The sequence below is a fragment of the Variovorax boronicumulans genome (assembly GCF_030812215.1).
Taxonomy (GTDB): domain Bacteria; phylum Pseudomonadota; class Gammaproteobacteria; order Burkholderiales; family Burkholderiaceae_C; genus Variovorax; species Variovorax boronicumulans_C.
Genome location: NZ_JAUSSG010000002.1, coordinates 183,368 through 208,398, shown reverse-complemented (window position 1 = coordinate 208,398; position 25,031 = coordinate 183,368). Strand labels below are relative to the sequence as shown.

Annotated in this window: 21 protein-coding genes; 11 read left to right on the top strand and 10 right to left on the bottom strand. The window is 65.5% G+C overall.

Annotated features, from left to right (window positions below; translation table 11 throughout):
- Positions 1 to 11 precede the first annotated feature (11 nt).
- Positions 12 to 809, bottom strand: a complete 798-nt coding sequence (locus J2W23_RS07150; RefSeq protein ID WP_307648203.1) for a DUF1266 domain-containing protein — start codon at positions 807 to 809, stop codon at positions 12 to 14.
- Between the two features lie 166 nt (positions 810 to 975).
- Between J2W23_RS07150 and J2W23_RS07145 the strand changes: the two genes are divergently transcribed.
- From J2W23_RS07145 to J2W23_RS07130, 4 genes are all read left to right on the top strand, one after another.
- Positions 976 to 1,329: a hypothetical protein gene (locus J2W23_RS07145; RefSeq protein WP_307648202.1), complete on the top strand. Its 354-nt coding sequence runs from the start codon at positions 976 to 978 to the stop codon at positions 1,327 to 1,329.
- 301 nt (positions 1,330 to 1,630) lie between these two features.
- A complete protein-coding gene (locus J2W23_RS07140) occupies positions 1,631 to 2,737 on the top strand; it encodes an NAD(P)/FAD-dependent oxidoreductase (protein WP_307648201.1) in 1,107 nt (368 codons plus the stop codon).
- Positions 2,738 to 2,867: 130 nt separating this feature from the next.
- Positions 2,868 to 3,164, top strand: a complete 297-nt coding sequence (locus tag J2W23_RS07135) for a glycine zipper domain-containing protein (protein ID WP_176656755.1) — start codon at positions 2,868 to 2,870, stop codon at positions 3,162 to 3,164.
- A 69-nt stretch (positions 3,165 to 3,233) separates the two neighbouring features.
- Positions 3,234 to 3,944 carry a phage holin family protein gene (locus tag J2W23_RS07130; RefSeq protein WP_176656756.1) on the top strand — a complete coding sequence of 237 codons (711 nt, stop codon included), beginning with the start codon at positions 3,234 to 3,236 and terminating at the stop codon, positions 3,942 to 3,944.
- A gap of 18 nt (positions 3,945 to 3,962) precedes the next feature.
- On the opposite strand, the gene J2W23_RS07125 is transcribed toward J2W23_RS07130, so the two are convergent.
- Positions 3,963 to 5,039, bottom strand: a complete 1,077-nt coding sequence (locus J2W23_RS07125) for a quinone-dependent dihydroorotate dehydrogenase (RefSeq protein WP_307648200.1) — start codon at positions 5,037 to 5,039, stop codon at positions 3,963 to 3,965.
- 45 nt (positions 5,040 to 5,084) lie between these two features.
- Here J2W23_RS07125 and rpiA point away from each other — a divergent pair, with 45 nt between their 5' ends.
- Positions 5,085 to 5,798 (top strand): ribose-5-phosphate isomerase RpiA, encoded by a 714-nt coding sequence (rpiA, locus tag J2W23_RS07120; RefSeq protein WP_307648199.1) that lies wholly within the window; start codon positions 5,085 to 5,087, stop codon positions 5,796 to 5,798.
- A 19-nt stretch (positions 5,799 to 5,817) separates the two neighbouring features.
- On the opposite strand, the gene J2W23_RS07115 is transcribed toward rpiA, so the two are convergent.
- The 5 genes from J2W23_RS07115 to J2W23_RS07095 form a co-directional block, all read right to left on the bottom strand.
- A complete protein-coding gene (locus J2W23_RS07115) occupies positions 5,818 to 6,465 on the bottom strand; it encodes a glutaredoxin family protein (RefSeq protein WP_307648198.1) in 648 nt (215 codons plus the stop codon).
- A 30-nt stretch (positions 6,466 to 6,495) separates the two neighbouring features.
- Entirely contained in the window at positions 6,496 to 8,553 is a 2,058-nt protein-coding gene (locus tag J2W23_RS07110; RefSeq protein ID WP_307648197.1) for a M3 family metallopeptidase, read from the bottom strand.
- A 5-nt stretch (positions 8,554 to 8,558) separates the two neighbouring features.
- A complete protein-coding gene (folD, locus tag J2W23_RS07105) occupies positions 8,559 to 9,410 on the bottom strand; it encodes a bifunctional methylenetetrahydrofolate dehydrogenase/methenyltetrahydrofolate cyclohydrolase FolD (protein ID WP_307648196.1) in 852 nt (283 codons plus the stop codon).
- A gap of 77 nt (positions 9,411 to 9,487) precedes the next feature.
- A complete protein-coding gene (locus tag J2W23_RS07100; RefSeq protein ID WP_012747279.1) occupies positions 9,488 to 10,120 on the bottom strand; it encodes a response regulator transcription factor in 633 nt (210 codons plus the stop codon).
- Positions 10,117 to 12,657: a PAS domain-containing sensor histidine kinase gene (locus J2W23_RS07095; protein ID WP_013542141.1), complete on the bottom strand. Its 2,541-nt coding sequence runs from the start codon at positions 12,655 to 12,657 to the stop codon at positions 10,117 to 10,119. The genes J2W23_RS07100 and J2W23_RS07095 overlap by 4 nt, the downstream gene beginning before the upstream one ends.
- A 215-nt stretch (positions 12,658 to 12,872) precedes the next feature.
- Here J2W23_RS07095 and aceE point away from each other — a divergent pair, with 215 nt between their 5' ends.
- Genes aceE through lpdA form a run of 4 tightly spaced genes read left to right on the top strand, consistent with a single transcriptional unit; the run spans position 12,873 to position 19,744 of the window.
- Entirely contained in the window at positions 12,873 to 15,599 is a 2,727-nt protein-coding gene (gene aceE, locus J2W23_RS07090) for a pyruvate dehydrogenase (acetyl-transferring), homodimeric type (RefSeq protein WP_307648195.1), read from the top strand.
- 49 nt (positions 15,600 to 15,648) lie between these two features.
- Entirely contained in the window at positions 15,649 to 17,328 is a 1,680-nt protein-coding gene (gene aceF, locus J2W23_RS07085) for a dihydrolipoyllysine-residue acetyltransferase (protein ID WP_307648194.1), read from the top strand.
- Positions 17,325 to 17,918 carry an MFS transporter gene (locus J2W23_RS07080; protein WP_307648193.1) on the top strand — a complete coding sequence of 198 codons (594 nt, stop codon included), beginning with the start codon at positions 17,325 to 17,327 and terminating at the stop codon, positions 17,916 to 17,918. Before aceF ends, J2W23_RS07080 begins: the two co-directional genes overlap by 4 nt.
- The gene (gene lpdA / locus J2W23_RS07075) at positions 17,915 to 19,744 is read left to right on the top strand and encodes a dihydrolipoyl dehydrogenase (RefSeq protein WP_307648192.1); all 1,830 of its coding nucleotides are present in this window, start codon (positions 17,915 to 17,917) and stop codon (positions 19,742 to 19,744) included. Before J2W23_RS07080 ends, lpdA begins: the two co-directional genes overlap by 4 nt.
- Positions 19,745 to 19,836: 92 nt before the next feature.
- On the opposite strand, the gene J2W23_RS07070 is transcribed toward lpdA, so the two are convergent.
- Positions 19,837 to 20,418, bottom strand: coding sequence for a C40 family peptidase (locus J2W23_RS07070; protein WP_176656767.1), 582 nt, complete (start codon positions 20,416 to 20,418; stop codon positions 19,837 to 19,839).
- Between the two features lie 241 nt (positions 20,419 to 20,659).
- Here J2W23_RS07070 and J2W23_RS07065 point away from each other — a divergent pair, with 241 nt between their 5' ends.
- Positions 20,660 to 21,790, top strand: a complete 1,131-nt coding sequence (locus J2W23_RS07065; protein ID WP_307648191.1) for a PQQ-dependent sugar dehydrogenase — start codon at positions 20,660 to 20,662, stop codon at positions 21,788 to 21,790.
- A gap of 9 nt (positions 21,791 to 21,799) precedes the next feature.
- On the opposite strand, the gene J2W23_RS07060 is transcribed toward J2W23_RS07065, so the two are convergent.
- Positions 21,800 to 22,573, bottom strand: coding sequence for an alpha/beta fold hydrolase (locus tag J2W23_RS07060; RefSeq protein WP_307648190.1), 774 nt, complete (start codon positions 22,571 to 22,573; stop codon positions 21,800 to 21,802).
- A 10-nt stretch (positions 22,574 to 22,583) separates the two neighbouring features.
- The gene (locus tag J2W23_RS07055) at positions 22,584 to 24,203 is read right to left on the bottom strand and encodes a 4-hydroxyphenylacetate 3-hydroxylase family protein (protein WP_307648189.1); all 1,620 of its coding nucleotides are present in this window, start codon (positions 24,201 to 24,203) and stop codon (positions 22,584 to 22,586) included.
- Positions 24,204 to 24,317: 114 nt separating this feature from the next.
- Between J2W23_RS07055 and J2W23_RS07050 the strand changes: the two genes are divergently transcribed.
- Positions 24,318 to 25,022 carry a TetR/AcrR family transcriptional regulator gene (locus J2W23_RS07050; protein ID WP_176656771.1) on the top strand — a complete coding sequence of 235 codons (705 nt, stop codon included), beginning with the start codon at positions 24,318 to 24,320 and terminating at the stop codon, positions 25,020 to 25,022.
- Positions 25,023 to 25,031 lie beyond the last annotated feature (9 nt).

The following is a 25,031-nucleotide window of genomic DNA, read 5'->3' as shown; positions in this document are numbered from 1 at the left end:
GTGCCGCCGTTTCAGCGAAAGGGCACGCTGCGATAGGGGCTGCGGGCGTCGCTCAGCAGCATGCGGTTCGTGCGCAGCAGGTGTTCCTCGCGCGCGTCGGAATAGCGCCAGATCAGGCCGGCGGCAATGTACGCGGCACTCACCTGAGACCAGTCGGCATACGCCTCGCGCACCTGCGCGTTCAGCGCGCCTGCGAAGCCGGCGAATTCCTCGCGCCCGATGAAGCCGAGCTGCACCGCCCAGCGCGAAAGGCTCGCCAACCGCACGGCATCCCAGGCCACCAGATTGGATATCTGGGGCGGCGAAACCTTGAAGTGCTTGCGCAAGGCATTGACCCAGCTTGGGCTGCCCGACACCAGCTGGCTCAGGTCCGTCACCGACCGCCCGCTCTCCGCCGCCAACGCGCGGTAGTCCAGGCTCTTGCGCGCCTTGATCTGGAAGAACGCGGGAAACCATGCATCCATGACCAGCCGTAGCACCGCCGGCGTGCTCTGGGTCGCCGCATCGACCGCGGCAACGGCCTGCCAAGTGGTCAGATAGGTCGAGCGCTGGCCTTCCTCCTTGAGCCAACGGGCCGTTTCCTCGAAGCTCGCCCGGTCGTGAACGTTCCAGACTTCCGAAATGCCCTCGCGCAAGGCGTCGTCGTCTTTTCCGGTGGTCACGGCATTTACGAAATCGCCATTGAATGCAGACAATGGCGCACTCAGCGTGACCAGCCATTGCTCTTCTGCGGTGAGTGTCTCCGTGCTGCTGAAATGAAGCTTCTCGTTGTCGAGCAGCGCATGCCCAAGCGTGTCCTTGATGCCCATTGATTTCCCTCCAGTTTTTGAAGCGTGAGTGCATCCAAATTGAATGCACGCCGAATCGGTATCGGAGGCGGATCTTAAACAGTAGCGTTTGCCTGGCGGTATGGCGTGCCGCGCAGGGAAATCGCATGCGATATTTGCTGCGTTCCTTCACCCTGAAAAAAGCGAAATGCCCGAATTCCTGAATGGCGTTCTCATCCGAACCCTGGCGATCTGGACCGCTGCACTCATGCTGGGTCCGTTGGCATTCGCGGCAGACGGCCTTCCTCCTTTGAAGGAGGGGGAAGACTACGGAGCGGTGCGGACAAAAATGATCAAGGCCGGGTGGAAACCGTTCCACGCACCCGATGCCGACGAGTGCGGCTCGCGCGACGCGAGGTGCGCCAACAGGCCCGAGATGCTTGCGTGTGCCGGCACCGGGTTGGCCAACTGCAAGTTCCTCTGGAAGAAGAATTCCCGCACGGTCGCCTTGTGCACGGCTGGGGAGACGAGGGCTGTGTTTACCGTCGTTTGCCGGCCTTAGGTTGTTCCGGACCGGCGGGCCACAATCGGCGAAGTCGGGAGCGGCCCTCGATCGAACTGTCGGCCCGCGCTGACGCCAGGTGCCGCTGCGTGCTGGCTGGCCATTCGCGGCAACGGCGTAAAAAGAGGGAAAAGGAGGTGACCATGGCCACTCATCCCGATCTTCCGACTCCCGTCACACCCAATTTGCCCGTAGAGCCAGATGAAGGGCCGAGCACGCCGCCCGACGAGCCCACGGACCCCGAGCCGCCGCCCTCCGTGTCGTGAGTTCGGCAGGTTGCGAGCCGCGATAAGCTCGTGCCATGGACGAACTCGATTGCGCCGTCATCGGCGGTGGTGTGGTGGGGCTGGCAGTGGCGCGCGCATTGGCGCTCGCGGGCCGGGAGGTGCTGGTACTCGAAGCCGAAGGCGCCATCGGCACGGGGACCAGTTCGCGCAACAGCGAAGTCATTCATGCCGGTATCTATTACCCCGAAGGCTCGCTCAAGGCGAGGCTGTGTGTGGAAGGGCGGAATGCGCTCTACGCATATGCAGCGGAGCGCGGTGTGCCGCATCGGCGTTGCGGCAAGCTCATCGTGGCGACCTCTGCCGAGCAGGTGGGCCAACTCGAATCGATCCGCGCGAAAGCCGAGGCCAACGGTGTCGACGACCTCGTGCAGCTCACCGCGCAGCAGGCGCAAGAGATGGAGCCGCAACTGCGTTGCACGGCGGCGTTGCATTCGCCCAGCACCGGCATCGTCGACAGCCACGCGCTCATGCTGAGTTTGCTTGGCGACCTGGAGAACGCGGGCGGCATGCTGGCACTGAAGTCGCCCGTCACGCGCGCCGAATGCGGTGACCGCGGCATCGTTCTGATCGCCAAGGACGGAACGACGCTGCGCTGCCGCAGCGTCGTCAATGCGGCGGGGCTCCGTGCACCGGCGCTGGCCAGGCGCTTCGAAGGGCTGCCTTCGTCGGCAATCCCGACCGAGTATTTCGCCAAGGGAAACTACTTCACCCTGTCGGGCCGCGCACCCTTCAGCCGTCTCATCTACCCGGTGCCCGAGCCCGGTGGACTGGGCGTTCACCTGACGCTCGACCTCGGCGGCCAAGCTAAGTTCGGCCCCGATGTGCAGTGGGTCGAGTCGGCCGACGACCTCGTGGTGAACCCCGCCCGCGGCGACGGTTTCTATGCCGAGGTCCGCAAGTACTGGCCTGCGTTGCCCGACGGCGGATTGATCCCGGGCTACGCCGGCATGCGGCCCAAGATCTCGGGCCCGGGCGAGCCGGCGGCCGACTTCATGATCGACGGCCCCGCGTCGCATGGCGTGCCGGGGCTGGTCAACCTGTTCGGCATCGAATCACCGGGGCTCACCAGCAGCCTCGCGATCGGTGCGCATGTTGCCCGGCTGCTGGCCGACGCCTTCTGAGCCATCGCACGCACAAGTCTGCACACCTGCCGCGCATGAGGGGCTTTCGAGCCTGTAACATGACACCACGCCATATGCTGGCGTGAAGCCGCCGGCGCGGTGCCGGTGTCATCACGGAGGAAAGATTCCAATGAGTGCATCCAACAATCTTGAAGCAGCAGCCGCAGACATCGCGAGCGACGTGCGTGGCGTGCTGGCCAGCAAGGATCTGGATTCGGTTCCCCACATCAAGGCGCTGCGCCAACGCATCGACACCAAGCTCGCCATCGCGCGCGAACTCGCCGCCGAGAAGAGCAAGCTCGCCGCCAAGAAGGCGCGCGAGGCGGCCTCCGCCACCAACGCCTACGCCCACGACGAACCTTGGCAGATCGCAGGCGCCGCACTGGCCGTCGGCGTGCTGGTGGGTCTGTTGCTTGGCCGCCGCTGATCGCGCTGATCCAAGCGCGCACTGCCGGAGCCTTCGTCGCCGCTCGCTGAGCGGGGCTGGAGCACGCCGATGAGGCTGCTTTCCCTGTTTGGGCTGAGTGGTCGCATCCGCCAGTTGCGCATTGCTGCTGCCGAAGGCGCACTGGCGGCCGAAGACCGGGTGCAGCTGCTGCGCATGGCCTGGGAGGACGAGAAACAGCGCCTGAAGCTGATGCTCATCCTCGTGGTGGCCGTGCTGGGGCTGACCACCGTCACGGTGGCCTTGCTGTCGATGGCGGTGGTGGTGCATTTCTGGGAAACACCGTACCGCATCACGGCTGCATGGTCGGTGGCCGGCGTGTGGATCGTTCTCTGGTTGGGTGCTGCCGCCGGTCTGCTGTTGACCCTGCGCAATGCCTCCAACAGCTTCATTCCGGCACGCCAGGAGTTCGAACGCGACTGGGCCTGGGTGCAGGACAGCTTCGGCCTCGGCAAGGACCCGGAAGACGAGGAAGCCCCGCGTCCCCCGCGGCCGGCCACGCGCGAGGAATTGCTGGCGCGAATGGCGCTTCAGCGCGAACGCATCGCGACCCTGCAGGGCGGCCGCGAGACGCAACCGGCGAGCACTGGGCGCGAAGCACCTCCGCCGAACGAAACGGCCACAGCCGCCGCACTGCGGATTGCCCGGGCGCATCCTGTGGCGACCGGCGTCGCCGCCGCAGCTGCCGTGGTGGTGATCCGCCCGAAGCGCCTGCTGCGCTGGGCAGCAGTCATCGCGCCGATCCTCTGGCGCATGCGCTGAAGGAAGAGAGAAAAAGGCTCAGGCCTTGCTGCGATCGCGCAGCAGCGCCTGGGCCGTCTCGCGAACCAGCGCCGGGCCGCGGTAGATAAGGCCGGTGTAGATCTGCACCACGTCTGCACCCGCGGCGATCTTGGTCTTGGCATCGGCCGCACTCAGGATGCCGCCCACGCCGATGATCGGGAAGTCCTTCCCCAGCGCCGCGCGCAGTTGGGCAATCACTCGGTTGCTCGCCTCGCGCACGGGCGCGCCTGACAGTCCTCCGGCCTCTTCCGCATGTGGAAGACCAGCTACTGCATCACGCGCCAGCGTGGTGTTGGTGGCGATCACGCCGTCCATGCGGTGGCGCTGCAGCGTCGCGGCAATGACAGCAACCTGTGCTTCATCAAGATCGGGTGCGATCTTCACGAACAGCGGCGACCGCTTGCCATGGCGCGTGGCCAGCGCCTCGCGCCGCTCGGCCACCGCGCCGAGCAGTGCATCGAGCGCCTCGTCGCTCTGCAGCGTTCGCAGGTTGGCGGTATTCGGGCTGGAGATGTTGATCGTCACGTAGTCGGCATGCGGGTACACGCCATCCAGGCAGGTGAGGTAATCGTCCACCGCGCGCTCGATCGGTGTGGCGGCGTTCTTCCCGATGTTCAGCCCGAGCAGCATCGGCGTCTTGCTGCCAGCGCTCTTGCGAAAGCGCGCCTTCTGCACGTTGGCGAGGAAAGCGTCGAGTCCTTCGTTGTTGAAGCCGAGGCGGTTGATCAGCGCGTCGCGCTGCGGCAGGCGGAACATGCGGGGCTTGGGGTTGCCCGGCTGCGCTTTCGGCGTCACGGTGCCAACCTCGACGAAGCCGAAACCCATCGCTGCAAAGGCGTCGATGCAGCGGGCATTCTTGTCGAGCCCTGCGGCCAGGCCCACGCGGTTCGGAAAGGTCAGCCCGGCCAGCGTGACAGGATCGTCCACGCGCGGGGCGGAGTACGCGCAGGCCAGTGGCGTGTTCTGCGTGCGGGCCAGGCCGTCGAGGGTGATTTCATGGGCGTGCTCGGGATCGAAACCGAACAGGAAAGGGCGGGCCAGGCCATAGAGCGAAGAGGGCATCAGCAGGGGCATCGGATAATTCTCGTCTCGACTTCAATGAGCCAAGGATTCTCCGCGATGACCGCACCTGCCTCCCCATCCCCCGTGACCCCTGTCCTGTCCCAGGACGAACTCAAGACCCAGGTCGGCCTTGCCGCGCTGGCCTATGTGGTCAAGGGCGAGATCGTCGGCGTGGGCACCGGCTCCACGGTCAACAAGTTCATCGACGCACTGGCAACGATCAAGGACGAGATCAAGGGTGCCGTCTCCAGCTCGGTGGCCTCGACCGACCGCCTGCGCGCGCTGGGCATCCCGGTGTTCGACAGCAACGAGGTGGAAGAGCTGGCCGTCTACATCGACGGTGCCGACGAAATCGATCACCGGGGATTCATGGTGAAGGGCGGCGGCGCGGCGCTCACGCGCGAGAAGATCGTCGCGGCGCAGTCCAAGCGCTTCATCTGCATCGCCGACGCTTCCAAGCTGGTCGAGACGCTGGGCGCCTTTCCGCTGCCAGTGGAAGTGATCCCGATGGCGGTGCGCCGCGTCATGCGCCAGTTCGCGGCCATGGGTGGCATCGCCCAGGTGCGCGAGAAGGACGGCCTGCCGCTGGTCACCGACAACGGTCAGCACATCGTCGACGTGACGGGCCTGCAGATTGCCGATCCGCTGGCCTTCGAGTCCGAGGTGAGCCAGTGGCCCGGCGTGGTGACGGTCGGCGTCTTCGCTCACCAGAAGGCCGATGTGTGCCTGCTGGGCACCGCGACAGGCGTGAAGACGATGCAGTTCGCCTGAGGAGGCGAACTGCCCCGCATCAGAATTTGATGCCGGCCGGGTTGCCTGCACCCGGATCGCTCGGTGCAGCGGGCGGTGGCGCTGGCTGCGCGGCGGGCGCTGTTGCGGCGCGGGACGCTGGCGCCGCCTGCTGCGCGGCGATCAAGGGGCGGGCCGGCGCATTGCGATAGCCCGCCGGCAGGCTGTTGCTCTTGGGGTAGCCCGCCGCATCGAGGTACTGCGACCATTCGGCATCACCGTAGCCCTTGAGCTGCTGAGAGCCAATGGTGAGCAGCGGCAGCGAACTCTGGCTGCTCAGCCGCTGCAGCGCCTCGATTTCTTCATTGCTCTTGACCGTGCGTTCCTCGAACGGAATGCCGCGCGTGGTGAGCAGCGTGCGGGCCTGGCTGCAGGGCGCGCAGTCTTCGCTGGTGTACAGCGTGACGGGATAGCGCTGGGCCACCTGTCGCAACTCGTACGGAAGCCCTGCGGTGTTGGCCGGGGTGGCGGCGCCTTGCGGACCCGCGGCAGGCTCGGTGCTGGCGGCGGGCGCACGATCCGAGAAAGTGACCTTGCCGTTCTTGTCGACGTTGCGATAGATCGGCTGGGCCATCGCGCCTGCGGCGACGAGCAGCAGGGCGAGGCCGGTCAGGCGATGCGACGGGAATTTGTAAGAGGTCAGATACATGTCCCGAGTATCGCAAGCTTCAGCGCCGCATCAAGCAGGCTGGGCCTCGGCCATGCCCTGATGTCGCAGCAATGCATCAAGCTGGGGCTCGCGGCCGCGGAAAGCCTTGAACGAATCCATGGCGCTGCGGCTGCCACCGGCCTCCAGGATCGCCTGGCGGTACTTGCGGCCGGTCTCGATGTTCGGCTCGCCATCGGCGCCCACGGTTTCCTCGAAGGCCGCATAGGCGTCGGCGCTGAGCACCTCGGCCCACTTGTAGCTGTAGTAGCCGGCTGCATAGCCGCCCGAGAAGATGTGGCTGAAAGTATTCGGTGTGCGGCTGAATGGCGGCGAAGGCATCACCGCCACTTCGCTGCGCACCTTGCCGAGCAGCGCCATCACATCACCTGGCTTGGCGGCGGCGGCGTGGTATTCGGTATGCAGCAGCATGTCGAACAGCGAGAACTCGATCTGGCGCAGCGTCTGCAGCCCGCTCTGGAAGTTCTTGGCGGCGGTCATCTTGTCGAAGAGGGCGCGCGGCAACGGCTCGCCGGTGTCCACGTGGGCCGTCATGTGGCTGAGCACGTCCCACTCCCAGCAGAAGTTCTCCATGAACTGGCTGGGCAGCTCGACCGCGTCCCACTCCACGCCGCTGATCCCCGAGACATCGCGCTCATTCACCTGCGTGAGCATGTGGTGCAGGCCGTGGCCGAATTCATGGAAGAGCGTGGTCACGTCGTCGTGCGTGAGCAGCGGCGGCTTGCCGTCGACGCCGCTCGCGAAGTTGCAGACCAGCTGTGCGACCGGCGTCTGCAGCACGCCGTTGTCGGGGCGCAGCCAGCGGGCGCGCACGTCGTCCATCCAGGCGCCGCCGCGCTTGGCGGCGCGGGCGGAGGGGTCGAGGTAGAACTGGCCGACCTTCTGGCCGGCACGTTCGATGCGGTAGAACTCGACGCTCGGATGCCACGTCGGCGCGCTGTCGCGGCGGATCGACACCTCGAACAGCGTCTCCACGATCTTGAACAGCCCGGCCATCACCTTCGGTGCCGGGAAATACTGCTTCACCTCCTGCTCGCTGAAGGCATAGCGCGCTTCCTTCAGCTTCTCGCCGATGTAGCTCCAGTCCCAGGGTTGCGGGTCGGTGATGCCCAGTTGCTCGGAGGCAAAGGCGCGCAGGTCGGCGAGGTCGCGTTCGCCGTACGGCCTGGCCTTGGTGGCCAGATCGCGCAGGAATTTGACGACCTGCTCGGGCGATTCGGCCATCTTCGGCACGACCGAGAGCTCGCCGAAATTCTTGTAGCCCAGGAGCTTTGCCTCTTCTTCGCGCAGCGCGAGGATCTCGGTGATCAGCGCCGTGTTGTCGAAAGCTGGATCGCCAAATTCGCTGGCGCGGGTGACGTACGCGCGATAGAGCGTTTCGCGCAGCGCGCTGCTCTTGGCGAACTGCATCACCGGCAGGTAGCACGGCATCTTGAGCGTGAGCTTGTAGCCATCCTTGCCGTCCGCTTCGGCGGCGGCGCGTGCGGCGCTCACCACGTCTTCGGGCACGCCTTCGAGTTCGCCGAGCTTGGCGTAGTAGGCGAAGGCGTCGGTGGCGTCGAGTGCGTTCTCGCTGAACTTCTGGCTCAGCTCGGCCTGGCGTTCCTGGATGTCGGCGAAGCGCTTCTTGGCGTCGCCCTGCAACTCGGCGCCGCCCAGCACGAAATTGCGCACGGCATTGCGGTGGGCCTGGCGCTGCTCGCTGTTGAGCGTGGCGACGTCGATGGCCTTGTACTTCGCATAGAGCCGTTCGTCGGAGCCCACGCGGGTCCAGAACGCGGTGACGCGGGGCATGGCTTCGTTGTAGGCAGCGCGCAGTTCGGGCGTGTCGGCCACGGCGTTGAGGTGGCCGACCGCGTTCCATGCGCGGGTGAACCGCTCTCCACCCACATCGAGCACGCGCGAAATCTTGAGCCAGTCGGCGGGAAACTCCGGCGCGACCACGGTCTCCAGATTGGCCTCGCCTTCTGCCAGCAGAACGTCCACGGCAGGAGCCACGTGCTCGGGCCGGATGCGGTCGAACAACGGGAGATCGGTGAAGTCGAGAAGGGGGTTGTTAGTCATGGCCATGAAAGTTACTTGGCGGCGCGTTCGGCCGCTTCAAGGGTGTTGACGAGCAGCATGGCGCGGGTCATCGGGCCGACGCCGCCGGGCACGGGGGTGATCCAGCCGGCCACTTCTTTCACGCCGTCGAAATCGACGTCGCCGGCGAGCTTGCCGTCCGCCTTGCGGTTCATGCCGACGTCGATGACGACCGCGCCGGGCTTCACCATGTCGGCGGTCAGCAGGTTCAGCTTGCCGACCGCCGCAACGACCACGTCGGCCTGCCGCGTGATGGCGCCCAGGTCTTGCGTGGCGCTGTGGCAGATGGTCACGGTGGCGCTCTTGGCCAGCAGCATCATGGCCATCGGCTTTCCGACGATGTTGCTGCGGCCGATGACCACCGCGTGCTTGCCGCGCAGGTCATAGCCGATGGCCTCGAGCATCTTCATGCAGCCGTGCGGCGTGCAGGGCCAGAAGCCGGGGGCGCCGGTCATCAGCGCGCCGGCGCTGGCGACGTGGAAGCCGTCCACGTCCTTGGTGGGCGAGATCGTCTCGATGACCTTCTGGCTGTCCATGTGCTTGGGCAATGGCAGCTGGACCAGGATGCCGTGCACCTTGGGGTCGTCGTTGAGCGCGCGGATACGGGCCAGCAGGTCGGCCTCGGTCATGTCGGCGGGGTAGGTCTCCAGCGTGGCTTCGAGGCCGGTCTGCGTGCTGTCGTTGACCTTGTGCTTCGTGTAGACCTGGCTGGCCGGGTCTTCGCCTACGAGGATGATGGAAAGAGCCGGGTTCACGCCACGTGCCTTGAGTGCGGCGGTGCGGCCTGCGACTTCGGTGCGGATGGTTTTGGCGAGGGCGTTTCCGTCGATCAGTTGGGCGGTCATCGGTTTCGATTTTCCAAGTAAAAACGCCCGCTTGCGCAGGCGTGAGGGCTATGCGTTGCTATCGCGGGGATAGCGGTCTAGGCCTTGGCCGCGGGGGCCGCCTGTCCGAGCGCGATCTTCAGCAGATCGGCCACGGTGTTGGCGTTGAGCTTTTCCATGATGTTGGCGCGGTGCGCCTCCACCGTCTTGATGCTGATGCCCAGGTCGTCGGCGATCTGCTTGTTCAGGCGGCCGGCGACGATGCGCTCTAGCACCTGTGCCTCGCGGCCGGTGAGCTTGGACAGCAGCGCGTCGCGACTGGCCGATTGCTGGTGCTGGGTGAACGCGCCGCGCGCATGTTCGAGCATGCGCTCGACCAGCGTGACGAGTTCTTCGTCGTTGAAAGGCTTCTGGATGAAATCCATTGCGCCCTTCTTCATGCTGTCGACCGCCATGGGCACGTCGCCGTGGCCGGTAATGACCACGATCGGCAGCGGGGAGCGCCGCTCGATCAGCCGATCCTGCAATTCGAGGCCGGTCATGCCGGCCATGCGGATGTCGACGATCAAACAGGCGACTTCGCGCGGGTCGTATCGGGAGAGAAAGGATTCGGCGGAATCGAAACAGCGGACTCTGTAGTCCTTGCCTTCGAGCAGCCATTGCAGCGAATCGCGTACGGCTTCGTCGTCGTCGACGACATAGACCGTGCCCTTCTTCGGAATCAAACTCATGCAGGTACCTTTGCCTCGTCGCTAGCTACGGAACTGATAGCGTCCAACACCGGAATCCAGAAGGAAAAACGGCATCCGATCACATCCGGGCCATTGTAGATGTTCTCCGCCTGCATCCGGCCGCGGTGCGACTCGACGATGGTGCGGCACAAATTCAGCCCGATGCCCATGCCTTCGGGCTTGGTGGAGAAGAAGGCTTCATACAGCCGGTCCATCACCTCGGGCGACAGGCCCTTGCCCGTGTCCTGCACCGAGAACTCGATGGCGTTCTGCCCCTCGATGGTCTTGGGCAGAACGCGCAGTTCGACGCTGCGGCGCGCGAGCGGCCGGTCGGCGAGGTCGATGGACTCGGCGGCGTTCTTCAACAGGTTGACCATCACCTGCTCGATCAGGATCGGATCGACCCGCACCACTGGCAGCCGCGCGGCCACGTAGTGGTTCAGGCGCACGTTGCGCCGGCGCAGCTCGATGCCCGCGAGCTCGACCGCTTCGCTCACCATGGTGGCGACGTCGGCGGGCGTGCGGTTTGGTTCGCTGCGCTTCACGAAGGAGCGGATGCGCTGGATGATCTGGCCCGCGCGCTGCGCCTGCTTGGAGGTCTTCTCCAGCGCCGCGAGCAGCGCCTCGGTGTCGATCGTCTGCCCCTTGATGCGCGACATCATCCCGTTGCAGTAGTTGGTGATGGCCGTGAGCGGCTGATTGAGTTCGTGCGCCACGCTGGAAGCCATCTCGCCCATCGTGATGAGACGGCTCGCGGCCTGGGCCTTGTCGGCCTGCGCGGCGGCTTGCTCCTCGGCATCGCGGCGTGGCGTGATATCGGTGGCGATCACGAGCTGCGCGAGGCGGCCGTCCACCCAGGTCAGATAGCGCGAGCGCACTTCGAGCCATTTGCCGAGATGCGGCACGAAGATTTCGTTGTTGGCGGCCTGCGCTGCAGTGAGCGTGTCGATGGGAAGACCGGCGTACGGGTCCACATCGTCGAGACCTTCGTCGTGCGCATTCGACGCCGGCACGCCGGCCTGCGCGACCATGCCCAGGTGGCCTACGGTGTCGGAGCCGAACCACAGGCGGTAAAGCTTGTTCGCGAACAGCAGCTCTTCACTCCCGATGGGCGCGACCGACACCGCCGCGTCGAGTGCTTCGAGCACCGTGGTGAACCGCTCGTAAGACGCCGACAGCTGCTCGCGGATGCGCGTGGGCTCGGTGATGTCGGTCATCGACGTCATCCATCCGGTCTGATGGCCGCGCGCGTCGATCAGCGGAGAGACGTAGAGCCGCGCGTTGAACACGCTGCCGTTCTTGCGCTTCACCCGCACCTGGAAGCCGCCGGGGAGGGCGCGGCCATGCAACTCTTCTTCGAGCCGCTCGTTCATCACTTCGCGGTCGGATTCCAGCCAGTAGGGGAAGGGCGGCGATTGGCCGACGAGTTCGGCTTCGCTCCAGCCCGTCATCGCACAGAACGCGGCGTTCACATAAGTGATGCGGCCCTGCAGGTCGAGCACGCGCATGCCGGTCAGCATGGAGTTTTCCATCGCGCGCCGGAAGTTGGTCTCGGCGACCAGCCGTTGCTGCGCCTGCAGGCGACGGCGCGTGTGGCGCCAGGTGCCGATCAGCATCCAGCTGGTGAGCACGCTGAGCGCGCAGACCAGCCAGAAGAGGCCGTTGCCCACCACGCCTTGCGAGGTGCGGTAGGCCTGCGCGCGCAGGATCAGCGCATTGCCGACGGGCGATACCGGCACTTCGTATTCGTTGGTCCGCTCCGACCAAGGCAGCAGCCGCGTGCCGCTGTCCTTCAAGTTGGTCGTGTTGCCGGCGATGACGTTGCCCTTGGCGTCGAGCAGCGAGACCGCATAGCGCGCCTGCACCTCGGAGGGCATGCCGTAACGCAAGAGGCCATCGACCGAGAACTCGCCGAGCACGACGCCTGCAAACAGGCCCTGGTCGAAAAGAGGGATGTGCAACTGCAGCATTGCCGCCGGGTCGCCGCCCGCCACCGGCTGCGAATACACCGGCTGCCGCAACTCGCGCGCCAGGGCGTAGTTGCTTTCGATGTCGCCCGGACGCAGCACATCGCCGATCAGGTGCTGCTGCGCGGGGTGCACGCTGGGCGCCGCATAGCCGGCCTTGAAGCGGCGGCGGTCGTCGATCCAGGTGATGGTCTGCAGCTCGGGGAACTGGCTCACGAGCGATTCGGCACGGCTCGTGAACTCGGTGGGGTCGATCTCGCGGTTGGAAGCGTCGCGTGCGATGCGCATCAGCTGCTCCTGGCGCTCCAGCAACCGAAGGCGCATGCGCTGCTGGGCATATTCGACATCGCGGCGCACCGACTCCTGCTCGCGCTCGACCTCCTCCGTGCGCAGATACCAGAAGGCGGAAACGATGGCAGCAAGAAAGAGCAGCACGGCTGCCATCGGCGCCAGCATGGCGACGGCGTCCTGCAGCACCGGCGTTTGCCGACGCCACCAGCGGCGCCACCAGGAGAGCGGCGAGGCGTTCACGGCACTGCGGGCAACCGCCAGCGGGGAGGAGAGGGGCATCCGGCGAGTTTAGGGGATGCCCCTTGAGAAACGACGGAAAAGCGCCAGTGGCATTGATCCCGTCGCGGTCGGGCTCTGTCGGTGAAAGTCACAAAAATATCACATTAAGAAATCATCACGCGCCATTTGAAATTGCCAAGTTTCTATGCGAAACTCGCCGCGTTTATTGCAGAGCGCACTAAATTACAGCCACAGCCCTAAAAGGAGAGACAAGCATGTCGGCAAATCCCGAGAACCTGTTCGGCTCGGCCGCAAACGATGCGGACGCCCAGGAGACCCGTGAATGGATGGATGCACTGTCTTCCGTCATCCAGAGCGAGGGTCCCGAGCGGGCCCACTTCCTTCTCGAGCAGTTGCTCGAACATGCCCGGCAGCACAGCATCGACAAGCCGTTCTCTGCCAACACCGCCTACGTCAACACCATCGAGCCCGATCAGGAAGAGCGTTGCCCCGGCAACCTCGAGATCGAAGAGCGCCTGCGTGCCTACATGCGCTGGAACGCGATGGCGATGGTGGTCAAGGCCAACCGCCACCATCCCCCTGAAGGCGGCGACCTCGGCGGCCACATCGGCTCCTTCGCCTCGCTGGCGAACATGTTCGGCGCCGGTTTCAACCACTTCTGGCACGCGGAGAGCGAAAACCACGGCGGCGACTGCCTCTACATCCAGGGCCACGTCTCTCCCGGCATCTATGCCCGCGCCTACCTCGAAGGCCGCCTGACCGAAGAGCAATTGCTCAACTTCCGCCAGGAAGTCGATGGCAAGGGCCTCTCCAGCTACCCGCATCCGAAGCTGATGCCCGAGTTCTGGCAGTTCCCCACGGTGTCGATGGGCCTCGGCCCGCTGATGGCCATCTACCAGGCCCGCTTTCTCAAATACCTGCATGCCCGCGGCATTGCCAACACCGAGAACCGCAAGGTCTGGGTGTTCTGCGGCGACGGTGAAATGGACGAAGTCGAATCGATGGGCGCCATCGGCCTCGCAGCGCGTGAAGGCCTCGACAACCTCGTCTTCGTCATCAACTGCAACCTGCAGCGCCTGGACGGCCCGGTGCGCGGCAACGGCAAGATCATCCAGGAGCTCGAAGGCGAATTCCGCGGTTCGGGCTGGAATGTCATCAAGCTGATCTGGGGCAGCGGCTGGGACCAGCTGATCGCCCGCGACAAGGAAGGGGCCCTGCGCAAGATCATGATGGAAACGAACGACGGCGATTACCAGTCGTTCAAGGCCAACGACGGCGCCTACGTCCGCAAGCACTTCTTCGGCCGCGATCCGCGCACGCTGGAGATGGTCGCCAAGATGAGCGACGACGACATCTGGCAACTGCGCCGCGGCGGCCACGATTCGCAGAAGGTCTATGCGGCCTTCGATGCGGCCGTCAAGCACAAGGGCCAGCCGACGGTGCTCCTGATCAAGACGGTCAAGGGCTTCGGCATGGGCAAGATCGGCGAGGGCAAGAACAACGTCCACCAGACCAAGAAGCTCAGCGACGAGGACATCATGGCCTTCCGCGACCGCTTCAACATCCCGATCCCGGACAGCCAGATCGCCGACCTGCCGTTCTACAAGCCGGCCGACGACACCCCGGAAATGAAGTACCTGCACGAGCGCCGCAAGGCCCTGGGCGGCTACCTGCCGCACCGTCGCACCAAGGCCGACGAGAGCTTCACGGTGCCGTCGCTGGACACCTTCAAGTCGGTGATGGAGCCCACGGCCGAAGGCCGCGAAATCTCGACGACACAGGCCTACGTGCGTTTCCTCACGCAGCTCCTGCGCGACAAGGCGCTCGGCCCCCGCGTGGTGCCCATCCTGGTGGACGAGGCCCGCACTTTTGGCATGGAAGGGTTGTTCCGCCAGATCGGCATCTACAACCCCGCAGGCCAGCAGTACACCCCGGTCGATAAAGATCAGGTCATGTACTACAAGGAAGACAAGGCCGGCCAGATCCTGCAGGAAGGCATCAACGAGGCCGGTGGCATGTCCAGCTGGATCGCTGCGGCCACCTCGTACAGCACGAACAACCGCATCATGGTGCCGTTCTACGTGTACTACTCGATGTTCGGCTTCCAGCGCATCGGCGACCTGGCCTGGGCGGCCGGCGACATGCAGGCCCGCGGCTTCCTGCTGGGCGGCACCTCGGGACGCACCACGCTGAACGGCGAAGGCCTGCAGCACGAAGACGGTCACAGCCACATCCTGGCCAACACCATCCCGAACTGCGTGAGCTACGACCCGACCTTCGCGCACGAAGTGGGCGTGATCCTGCACCATGGCTTGAAGCGCATGGTCGAGAAGCAGGACAACGTCTACTACTACCTGACGCTGCTGAACGAGAACTACGCGATGCCCGGCCTGCAGCCCGGCACCGAAGAGCAGATCATCAAGGGCATGTACCTGTCCAAGCAGGGCCCGGTGGTCAAGGCCGCCAAGGGCAAGGAAGCACCGACTGTGCAACTGCTGGGCAGCGGCACCATCCTGCGCGAGAGCTTCGCGGCGCAAGAGCTGCTCGAGAAGGACTGGGGCGTGTCGGCTTCCGTGTGGAGCTGCCCGAGCTTCAACGAGCTCACCCGCGACGGCCAGGACGCCGACCGCTGGAACCTGCTGCACCCCGACCAGACCCCGCGCGTGCCTTTCGTGGCCGAGCAACTGGCGCCCACGACCGGCCCGGTGGTGGCATCGACCGACTACATGAAGGCCTATGCGGAGCAGATCCGCCCCTTCATCCCGAAGGGCCGCACCTACAAGGTGCTGGGCACCGACGGCTTCGGCCGCAGCGACTTCCGCAACAAGCTGCGCGAGCATTTCGAAATCAACCGTCACTACATCGTGGTGGCCGCGCTCAAGGCGCTGAGCGAAGATGGCACCGTGCCAGTGGCCAAGGTGGTGGAAGCGATCAAGAAGTACGGCATCAATGTCGACAAGGTCAACCCGCTCTACGCTTGAACATCAACAACCAACGAACGAACGGCGCCTCGCGGCGGGAGACAACGATATGGCAGCAGTGGAAGTGAAGGTGCCGGACATCGGCGATTTCGATGAAGTCGCGGTGATCGAGGTGCTGGTGAAAGTGGGCGACACGGTCAAGGCCGAGCAGTCGCTCATCACGGTCGAATCGGACAAGGCGTCGATGGAGATTCCGTCGTCGACCGCCGGTGTCGTCAAGGAAATCAAGGTCGAGGTCGGCGGCAAGGTGAAGGAGGGCTCGGTGGTGCTCGTGCTCGAGGCCGAAGGTGCAGCTGCCGCAGCACCTGCGCCTGCGCCAGCAGCGGCCCCGGCTCCTGCGACCGCCGCGCCGGCACCCGCCGCAGCGGCGCCTGCGCCTGCTGCCGCACCCGCGGCATCGGGTCCCGTCGAGATCAAGGTGCCGGACATCGGCGACTTCAAGGACGTCGCGGTCATCGAGCTGCTGGTGAAGCCCGGCGACACGATCGCGGCCGACCAGTCGCTGATCACGGTCGAATCGGACAAGGCCTCGATGGAGATCCCGTCGTCGGCTGCCGGCGTGCTGAAGGAGCTCAAGGTCAAGGTCGGCGACACGGTCAACATTGGTGACCTGATCGCGATCCTGGAAGGTTCGGCAGGTGCCGCGGCGCCCGCGCCGGCACAAGCTGCTGCAGCCGCCCCGGCCGCGGCAACCGCCAGCGCCCCCGCGCCAGCTGCGGCTTCGCCGGCCCCGGCCGCAAGCCCTGCAGCCGCTGCCGCGCCGCACAACCCCACCACGGCGCCCAGCGCCAGCCTGCCGCACGCCTCGCCGTCGGTGCGCAAGTTTGCCCGAGAACTCGGCGTGCCGCTCGAAGAGGTCAAGGGCTCCGGTCCCAAGGGCCGCATCACGCAGGAAGACATCCAGAGCTTCACCAAGGCCGTGATGAGCGGCCAGGCCAGCACCAAGGCCTCGGCGGCCAAGGCACCGGCCGGCGGCGGCAGCGCGGACGGCGCGGCGCTCGGCCTCATTCCGTGGCCGAAGGTCGACTTCACCAAGTTCGGTGCGGTCGAGCGCAAGGACCTCTCGCGCATCAAGAAGCTCAGCGGTGCGAACCTGCACCGCAACTGGGTGATGATTCCGCACGTCACCAACAACGACGAAGCCGACATCACCGAGCTCGAGGCCTTCCGCGTCTCCACCAACAAGGAGAACGAGAAGTCGGGCATCAAGGTCACGATGCTGGCCTTCGTGATCAAGGCGGTGGTGGCTGCGCTGAAGAAATTCCCCGACTTCAACGCCAGCCTCGACGGCGACCAGCTCGTCTACAAGCAGTACTTCAACATCGGCTTCGCGGCGGACACGCCCAACGGGCTCGTGGTGCCGGTGCTGAAGGATGCCGACAAGAAGGGCATCCTGCAGATCAGCGCCGAGATGGGCGAGCTCGCCAAGAAGGCGCGCGACGGCAAGCTCGGCTCGGCCGACATGCAGGGCGGCTGCTTCTCGATCAGCTCGCTCGGCGGCATCGGCGGCACGCACTTCACGCCCATCATCAACGCACCCGAAGTGGCCATCCTCGGCCTCTCCAAGGGCCAGATGAAGCCGGTGTGGGACGGCAAGCAGTTCGTGCCGCGCCTGACGCTGCCGCTGTCGCTGTCGTACGACCACCGCGTGATCGATGGTGCCCTGGCTGCGCGCTTCAACGCCTACCTGGGCCAGGTGCTCGCGGACTACCGTCGAATTCTGCTATGACCACCGTAGTGGCCGTCCGCAAAGGCGGCCAGGTCACGATGGCAGCCGATTCTCTGGTGACTTTCGGCGACACGCGCCTGTCGCACAAGGCCGAAGCGAACCAGAAGATCTTCACCGTCGAGGACGCGGCGGGCACCAGCCTGTTCGCCATGGCCGGTGCTGCGGCGCACTTCCTGGTGCTCCAGCACGCGCTGGCCGCGCAGGAGCGCGAGAAGCTCCTGTTCGGCAGCAAGCACGAGATCTTCCGCACCTTCACGATGCTGCATCCGGTGCTCAAGGACTCGTTCTTCATGCAGACCAAGGAAGACGACCACGAGCCCTACGAGTCGAGCCAGTTCACGATGCTGATGGCCAACCAGAGCGGCATCTACGGCATCTACAGCTACCGCGAGGTGTTCGAGTTCAAGCAGTTCTGGGCCATCGGCTCGGGACGCAGCTTTGCGCTCGGCGCCATGCATGCGGCCTATGACATCAAGGCGCGCAACTCGCGCGACGTGGCGGAGGCGGGGATCGCCGCCGCCTGCGAATTCGATCGCAATTCGGCCCCACCGGTCGACGTTCTCACACTCAAACTGAAAGTGTCCAAATGAGCGAACAACAAATCAAGGTGCCCGATATCGGCGACTTCGACGAAGTCGCGGTGATCGAGGTGCTGGTCAATGTCGGAGACACGGTCAAGGCCGAGCAGTCGCTGATCACGGTCGAATCGGACAAGGCATCGATGGAGATCCCGTCGTCGGCGGCCGGCGTGGTGAAGGCCGTTGCCGTGAAGGTGGGCGACAAGGTCAAGGAAGGCTCGGTCGTGCTGACGCTCGAGGTGGACGGTGCCGCGGCGCCCGCACCGGCTGCCGCCGCGCCTGCGCCTGCCGCTGCAGCGGCTCCTGCGCCCAAGGCTGCCGCTCCGGCACCGGCTCCTGCCGCCGCGCCCGTCGCTTCCAGCTACGGAGGCAAGGTCGGTGTCGAGTGCGACGTGATCGTGCTCGGCGCCGGCCCTGGCGGCTATTCCGCCGCCTTCCGCGCGGCCGACCTGGGCCTGAAGGTCGTGCTGATCGAGCGTTACGCCACGCTCGGCGGCGTGTGCCTGAACGTGGGTTGCATCCCCTCGAAGGCGCTGCTGCACGTGGCTTCGGTCATGGACGAGGTCAAGCACTTCGCCGACCTGGGCGTGAGCTTCGCCGCGCCCACGGTCGATCGCGCCAAGCTGCTCGGCCACAAGAACAAGGTGGTGGGCAAGCTCACCGGCGGCCTCACGGCGATGGCCAAGATGCGCAAGGTGACGGTGCTGCGCGGCGTGGGCAACTTCATCGACCCGTATCACCTGGAGGTCGAAGAGACATCCGGTACCAGCTGGGACACGACCGGCAAGAAGCAGACCGTCAAGTTCCGCAACGCGATCATCGCGGCCGGTTCGCAGTCGGTCAGCCTGCCGTTCATGCCGAAGGACCCGCGCATCGTGGATTCCACCGGTGCACTCGAGATGGGCACCGATCCCAAGCGCATGCTGATCCTGGGCGGCGGCATCATCGGCCTCGAGATGGGCACGGTGTATTCCACCCTCGGCGCGCGCCTGGATGTGGTCGAAATGCTCGACGGCCTGATGCAGGGCGCGGACCGCGACCTGGTGAAGGTCTGGCAGAAGATGAACGCGCCGCGCTTCGACAACATCATGTTGAAGACCAAGACGGTCGGCGCCGAAGCCACGAAGGAGGGCATCAAGGTCACCTTCGAGGGCGAGAACGCGCCGAAGGAACCGCAGGTGTACGACCTCGTGCTGCAGGCCGTGGGCCGCAGCCCCAACGGCAAGAAGATCGGTGCCGAGAAGGCCGGCGTCACGGTGAGCGACCGCGGCTTCATTCCGGTCGACATCCAGATGCGCACCAACGTGCCCCACATCTTCGCCATCGGCGACATCGTGGGTCAGCCCATGCTGGCGCACAAGGCGGTGCACGAGGCGCACGTGGCGGCTGAAGTCATTGCCGGCGAGCAGAAGGGCGACAAGGAGCTCTCCAGCGCCGCTTTCAACGCCCGCGTGATCCCCAGCGTGGCCTACACCGACCCCGAAGTGGCGTGGGTGGGCCTTACCGAAGACCAGGCCAAGGCCGAAGGCATCAAGGTCAAGAAAGGCCACTTCCCGTGGACCGCTTCGGGCCGCGCCATCGCCAATGGCCGGGACGAAGGCTTCACCAAGCTGCTGTTCGACGCCGAGACGCACCGCATCCTGGGCGGCGGCATCGTCGGCACGCATGCGGGCGACATGATCGGCGAGATCGCGCTGGCCATCGAGATGGGCGCGGACGAGATCGACATCGGCAAGACCATCCATCCGCACCCGACGCTGGGCGAAAGCATCGGCATGGCGGCGGAAGTGGCGCACGGTACGTGTACCGACCTGCCGCCGGCGAAGAAGGCGGCCTGATGGAGAGAGGCGCCACCGAGCGCCCACAAAAAATCCCGCCGCGGCGGGATTTTTTTCGTCCTGATCCTCAAGGAATCGGAAGGGGGGGGAGATCAGTCGCCGGTGCGGGCGCTGGCTGCTGCGGCCTTGATCTCTTCGGTCGGTGCGCCGCCGAGCACGCGGCGAGCGCCGTCGAAACGGCGTTGCCAGTAGCTGCCGTTCATGTCTTCGACACGAACCTGGGCGCCCGAGCGGGGGGAGTGGATGAACTTGCCTTCGCCGACGTAGATGCCGACATGGCTGAATGCGCGGCGCATGGTGTTGAAGAACACGAGGTCGCCGGGCTTGAGCTGGCTGCGGTCGATTTTTTCGGTGGCGGCGGCTTGCTCTTCGGCGCGGCGGGGGAGCATGTGGCCAACGGTCTGGTTGTACATCGCGCGGACGAATCCGCTGCAATCAAAACCGGATTCCGCCGTGTTGCCGCCGCGGCGGTATGGAACGCCCAGGAAACCGATGGCGGTCACCACCAGGTCGGACGTTCGCTCTGTGACTGTTTGACGGACCTGCTGCAACTGCCCGATCAGACCTTTGTCTACGAGCAAGCGGGCCATCTCGTCATCGGTACGGTCCTGTTGGGGGGCTGCGTGGGCAGCGAGGGCAAACAGGAGGGACGCGGGTAGGACGAAAAAACGCATGGCGCGTAGGATATTGATGACGCGCGGTTATGTCAATTTAATCTGAATTAGCGAATATGTCTGCAAATCGTTGATTCGCTTGATGTTTTTCGATCCGGCCGAAGAAAAAATGTAACGGTCGACCTTTATGGTCCATAAGTGATTCGCTTCGAATGGGCCTTCATCGTCGGGGTGAACTGTCGGAAGGGCTGGGCGTTGGCGCTATTTCCCGCCAAGATGGTCTCAACTACCCGGAAAAGACATGAACTTTCGATCTAAGGTCGTTATTCGCCTCGTGCACCGCACTGCCGTGGTCGCTGGCTTGGGTTTTTGCGGCTTCGCCTTGGCGCAGGCGCGGCCTGAAACGGTGGCATCCGGCCTCGAGAACCCTTGGGGTGTGAGCTTTCTGCCCGGCGGCCGCTACCTCGTGACCGAGCGCCCCGGGCGACTGAGGTTGATCGGCGCGGACGGCAAGATCGGCGCGCCCATCGCAGGCTTGCCCGCCATCGCGGCGGGTGGCCAGGGCGGTTTGCTCGACGTGCTGGCCGACTCGGGCTTCGAGAAGAACCGCACGCTGTACTTCTGCTTTTCCGAGCCTGAGGCCAGCGGGTCGGGCAACGGCACCGCGCTGGCGAGCACGCAGTTGTCTGCCGACGGCGCCCGGCTCGAGAACCTGAAGATCATCTTCAGCCAGAAACCCAAGGTGGCGAGCCGCTCGCATTTCGGCTGCCGCATTGTCGAGGCGCGCGACGGCACGCTGTTTCTCACGCTGGGCGACCGCTTCAGCCGCAAGGACGATGCGCAGAAGCTCGACAACCACCTCGGCAAAGTGGTGCGCGTCAACAAGGATGGCTCGGTGCCGAAGGACAACCCCTTCGTCGGCAATGCGGGCGCGCTGCCCGAGATCTGGAGCTACGGCCACCGCAATGGGCAGGGCGCGGCGCTCGCGCCCGATGGCCGCTTCTGGATGACCGAGCACGGCCCGCAGGGCGGCGACGAAATCAACATTCCGCAGGCCGGCCGCAACTACGGCTGGCCGGTGATCACCTACGGCGAGAACTACGGCGGCGGGAAGATCGGCGACGGCATCACCGCCAGGGACGGCATGGAGCAGCCGCTGCACTACTGGGTGCCGTCGATCGCGGCATCGGGCATGGCATTTCTGACGAGCGATCGCTACGGTGGCGGCTGGAAGGGCAACCTCTTCGTGGGCTCGCTGAAGTTCGGCTACCTCGACCGCATCGAGCTGAAGGACGGCAAGGTGGTCGCCGAGCACAAGCTGCTGGCCGACGGCCGGGCACGCATCCGCGATGTGAAGCAGGGGCCGGATGGTCTGCTCTACGTGCTGACGGATGAGTCCGACGGCAAGTTGCTGCGCCTGCGTCCGAACTGAAGCTGCGCTTCAGCCGGGGCAGCCCGGCAAGGGCAGGGTCGGCAGCATGCGGCGCCAGAGCCGCGTCCACTCGGGCCAGTCGTGGCCGCCTTCCGTCGTGAAGACGCGATCCGCAGGCAGTGCGGCCGCCAGCAGCCGATGGCTGAAGGCGAAGCGGTCATCGACCGCGTACCCGAGATAGAGCGGCGGCCGCGCGCCGAAGGTGGCGGTAGTGCCGACATAGCCTCGCAGCCATTGCCAGAGCTGTGTTTCGTTCGGCGTGCGCGGGTCGCTGCCAGGCGGGGCGCCCAGCGGCCCGGTCCAGCGGGCGATGCCACCGGCATTCGAGATGTCGGTGCTGAGGCCGCGTTCACCGAGGTAGGGCGCAAGCGTGATGAGGCCCGCGAGTTCGCCGGGGTGCGTCTGCGCATAGAGCAATCCGCCGAAGCCACCGACCGAGATGCCGACGACCCAGATCGACTTGTAGCCCTGGCCGCGCGCCGGTGCCATCACGTCCTGGCTCAGGCGGTCGAGGATGGTTTTGTTGTTGTAGTAGCCCAGGTGGGCGTCGACCCGCATCACGTCCACCGCGAGCCGGTTGTCGTTCAGCGCCGCGATGAAGCCTTCGCGCACGAACTCGTCGGGGTGCGAGTACGCGCCGGGCAGCATTACCACGAGCGTGTCGGCGTTTGCCGTGCAGGTGCTTTTTTCGAGCGTGGTGTCCAGCGGCACCTTGGCCGTGCGCAGGCCGCCGCAGCCGGTGGCCAGCAGCGCCGCACAAAGAGCCGTCGAAAGAATCCGCATCCGCCGGAGTCTAGGCGCGCAGCGAGGTTGGCAGGTCGACCATCACCGGCTGGCCGGGTGTGGTGCAACCGGTGTCGCAGCATTTGCCGGGCTGGCGGTTCTTCGTGATGGCGCGTGCCGGATCGTGCGGCGCTGCGGCGGGCGAGCCATCGGCCGCAATGCCGCGTTCCAGGATGCGCTCGACCAGCTCGACCTTGGAGCCGACCGGGTAGTTGCGCCAGATCTCCTGCTTCATTGCCGCGGGCGAGCCGCCGCCGTGCAGGCTGATCACGCTGTACCAGCCGCCCTGGTAGCCGGCCGTGAGGTCTTCGATGAAGCGGGCGGTCTCGATGCGCTGTTCGTAGGGAATCGCCGGGTTGGCGCGCAGCACGTCCGAGAGGCGGGCGGCGGTCTCGGGGTTGTGGTCTTCGTCGGGGCCGGGCAGGGTGACGAGCAAGCCGCCGCTCACGTAGTGCGCGATGCGGTGCATGTCGTAGATCTTCGTGGCGAGCAGCAGCTTGCCGATGTTGCTGAACACCGGGTCGGGCATGAAGACCTCGCAGTGCGCGTCGGCCTTGCCGTAGACGCTGGCGGCCACGCCGCAGGCGAAGAAGCTCTCGGTGATGGTGATCAGTTCGACCATCTGCTCGCGCAGATGGCTTTCCTTGCCGGGGTCGAAGCCATTGGCCTCGCACATCAACGCGCCGGCCCCGATGAGCAGGTCGCCGAAACCCGCGCGGGCGCCGATGCAGCTGTGGCGATGGTGGGTGGCGTAGCTGTAGGTCAGGTGGCCGGAGTGCTCCCATTCGCCAGCGTAGAACACGCGCTCCCACGGTACGAACACCTTGTCGAACATGCACACGCCGGTGCTCTGGCCGTACTTGCGGCTGAAGAGGGCGTCGCCGTGTTCGAGCTTCTCGCCGGGGCGGCCGGCCGGTCGCGCGACGATGGTGAGGCCGGGTGCGTCCAGCGGCACGGCGCAGCACACGGCGAAGTCGGCGTCTTCGCGGCCCATGTTGCGGCAGGGCATGACCAGCAGCTCGTGCACATAGGGCGCGCCGGTCACGATGGCCTTGGTGCCCGAGATGACGATGCCGCGCGCATTGCGCTCGACCACGTGCAGGTAGCTGTCGACGTTCGCCTGCTCGTGCGGCCGGCGACTGCGGTCGCCCTTGGCGTCGGTCATGGCGACGCCGAGGGTCAGGTCCTGGTCTTGCACGCGGTGCAGGTAGTCGCGAAAGCGCGCGGTGTGCTCGGTGCTGCCGCGGGCGTCGTCGATGCGGGCCGACACCTGGGCAATGGCGTTGAGCGCATCGTGCGTCAGGTAGCGCTGGGCGCAGCCGGTTTCCTGGCAGACCAGCCGCACGGCCTCCAGCTTGTTGAGCAGGTCGCCCGAGCTGGTGTTGATGTGCGAGAGCCGGTTCACCCGCTTGCCGCTGGTGTGCTGCACGGCGGTCATCAGGGGCTCGTACCCGGACTTCAGCGCGTAGTCGTAGGTGAGGGCGATGGCATTGATGCCGGGCTGGAAGGCGGCTTCATCGGCCACGCTGTCGACACGGCGGCCGTCGACGAACACATGGGGGCTGTAGCGGCGCAGCGATTCGCGGTAGTCGGCGCCGGACATGAGGGTGGCGGGGAGTGGGGCGTTCATCGTTTGTCTCCGTGATTCTTGATCGTCGGCACAAATATTTAAACACTGTTCATTTTTTATATCAATGTTAAAAAATATGAACGAAAACGTAATCCGAGGCATATAGTGCCGCCCATGCACGCCAAGCTCCAACGCCGCCAGACCCTCACCGACGCCCGCCGTGCCCTGGTGCTCGACGCTGCCCGCGCGGTGTTTTCGGAAGCGGGAATCGAGGGCGCGAGCATCCGGGAGATCGCGAAGAAGGCCGGCTACACGCCGGGGGCCATCTATTCGTACTTCGAGAGCAAGGAGGCGATCTACGCCGCCTTGCTCGATGAATCGCTGCTGCGCCTGCAGGCGGCCGTGGCCGAGGCGAAGGTGTCCAAGTCCAGGCCGGACAAGACCCTGGCCGCCAAGGCCCAAGCCTGGTTCGACTTCTACGCGGCGAACCCGCGCGACCTCGACCTCGGCTTCTATCTGGTCCACGGCATGCGTCCCCGCGGGCTGACCAGCGAGCTGGACCACGAACTGAACGATCGCCTCTACGACGCGCTGCGCCCCTGCGAAGACGCGTTGCTCGCCATGGGCCTCGATGCGGCCCTCGCGCTGCAGGAGAACACGGCCCTCTTTGCGCACGGCGTCGGCCTGCTGCTGATGCAGCACACCGGCCGCATCCGCATGTTCCGGCAGTCGGCCGATGCCCTGTTCAAGACCTATCTGGCGCAACTGACGCAGCGATCCGCCGCCACGGCGATGAATGAAGATGCCGGCGAGGCCGTGGAGGTGGGCCAACCCGATCTTTTCGGTGGTACGGTTCAGCCCAATTCAACCGATACCTGAAAGACCCCG

Coding starts and splice junctions, on each gene's coding strand:
- J2W23_RS07150 (WP_307648203.1), bottom strand. CDS start 809: ATGGGCATCAAGGACACGCTTGGGCATGCGCTGCTCGACAACGAGAAG.
- J2W23_RS07145 (WP_307648202.1), top strand. CDS start 976: ATGCCCGAATTCCTGAATGGCGTTCTCATCCGAACCCTGGCGATCTGG.
- J2W23_RS07140 (WP_307648201.1), top strand. CDS start 1,631: ATGGACGAACTCGATTGCGCCGTCATCGGCGGTGGTGTGGTGGGGCTG.
- J2W23_RS07135 (WP_176656755.1), top strand. CDS start 2,868: ATGAGTGCATCCAACAATCTTGAAGCAGCAGCCGCAGACATCGCGAGC.
- J2W23_RS07130 (WP_176656756.1), top strand. CDS start 3,234: ATGAGGCTGCTTTCCCTGTTTGGGCTGAGTGGTCGCATCCGCCAGTTG.
- J2W23_RS07125 (WP_307648200.1), bottom strand. CDS start 5,039: ATGCCCCTGCTGATGCCCTCTTCGCTCTATGGCCTGGCCCGCCCTTTC.
- rpiA (WP_307648199.1), top strand. CDS start 5,085: ATGACCGCACCTGCCTCCCCATCCCCCGTGACCCCTGTCCTGTCCCAG.
- J2W23_RS07115 (WP_307648198.1), bottom strand. CDS start 6,465: ATGTATCTGACCTCTTACAAATTCCCGTCGCATCGCCTGACCGGCCTC.
- J2W23_RS07110 (WP_307648197.1), bottom strand. CDS start 8,553: ATGGCCATGACTAACAACCCCCTTCTCGACTTCACCGATCTCCCGTTG.
- folD (WP_307648196.1), bottom strand. CDS start 9,410: ATGACCGCCCAACTGATCGACGGAAACGCCCTCGCCAAAACCATCCGC.
- J2W23_RS07100 (WP_012747279.1), bottom strand. CDS start 10,120: ATGAGTTTGATTCCGAAGAAGGGCACGGTCTATGTCGTCGACGACGAC.
- J2W23_RS07095 (WP_013542141.1), bottom strand. CDS start 12,657: ATGCCCCTCTCCTCCCCGCTGGCGGTTGCCCGCAGTGCCGTGAACGCC.
- aceE (WP_307648195.1), top strand. CDS start 12,873: ATGTCGGCAAATCCCGAGAACCTGTTCGGCTCGGCCGCAAACGATGCG.
- aceF (WP_307648194.1), top strand. CDS start 15,649: ATGGCAGCAGTGGAAGTGAAGGTGCCGGACATCGGCGATTTCGATGAA.
- J2W23_RS07080 (WP_307648193.1), top strand. CDS start 17,325: ATGACCACCGTAGTGGCCGTCCGCAAAGGCGGCCAGGTCACGATGGCA.
- lpdA (WP_307648192.1), top strand. CDS start 17,915: ATGAGCGAACAACAAATCAAGGTGCCCGATATCGGCGACTTCGACGAA.
- J2W23_RS07070 (WP_176656767.1), bottom strand. CDS start 20,418: ATGCGTTTTTTCGTCCTACCCGCGTCCCTCCTGTTTGCCCTCGCTGCC.
- J2W23_RS07065 (WP_307648191.1), top strand. CDS start 20,660: ATGAACTTTCGATCTAAGGTCGTTATTCGCCTCGTGCACCGCACTGCC.
- J2W23_RS07060 (WP_307648190.1), bottom strand. CDS start 22,573: ATGCGGATTCTTTCGACGGCTCTTTGTGCGGCGCTGCTGGCCACCGGC.
- J2W23_RS07055 (WP_307648189.1), bottom strand. CDS start 24,203: ATGAACGCCCCACTCCCCGCCACCCTCATGTCCGGCGCCGACTACCGC.
- J2W23_RS07050 (WP_176656771.1), top strand. CDS start 24,318: ATGCACGCCAAGCTCCAACGCCGCCAGACCCTCACCGACGCCCGCCGT.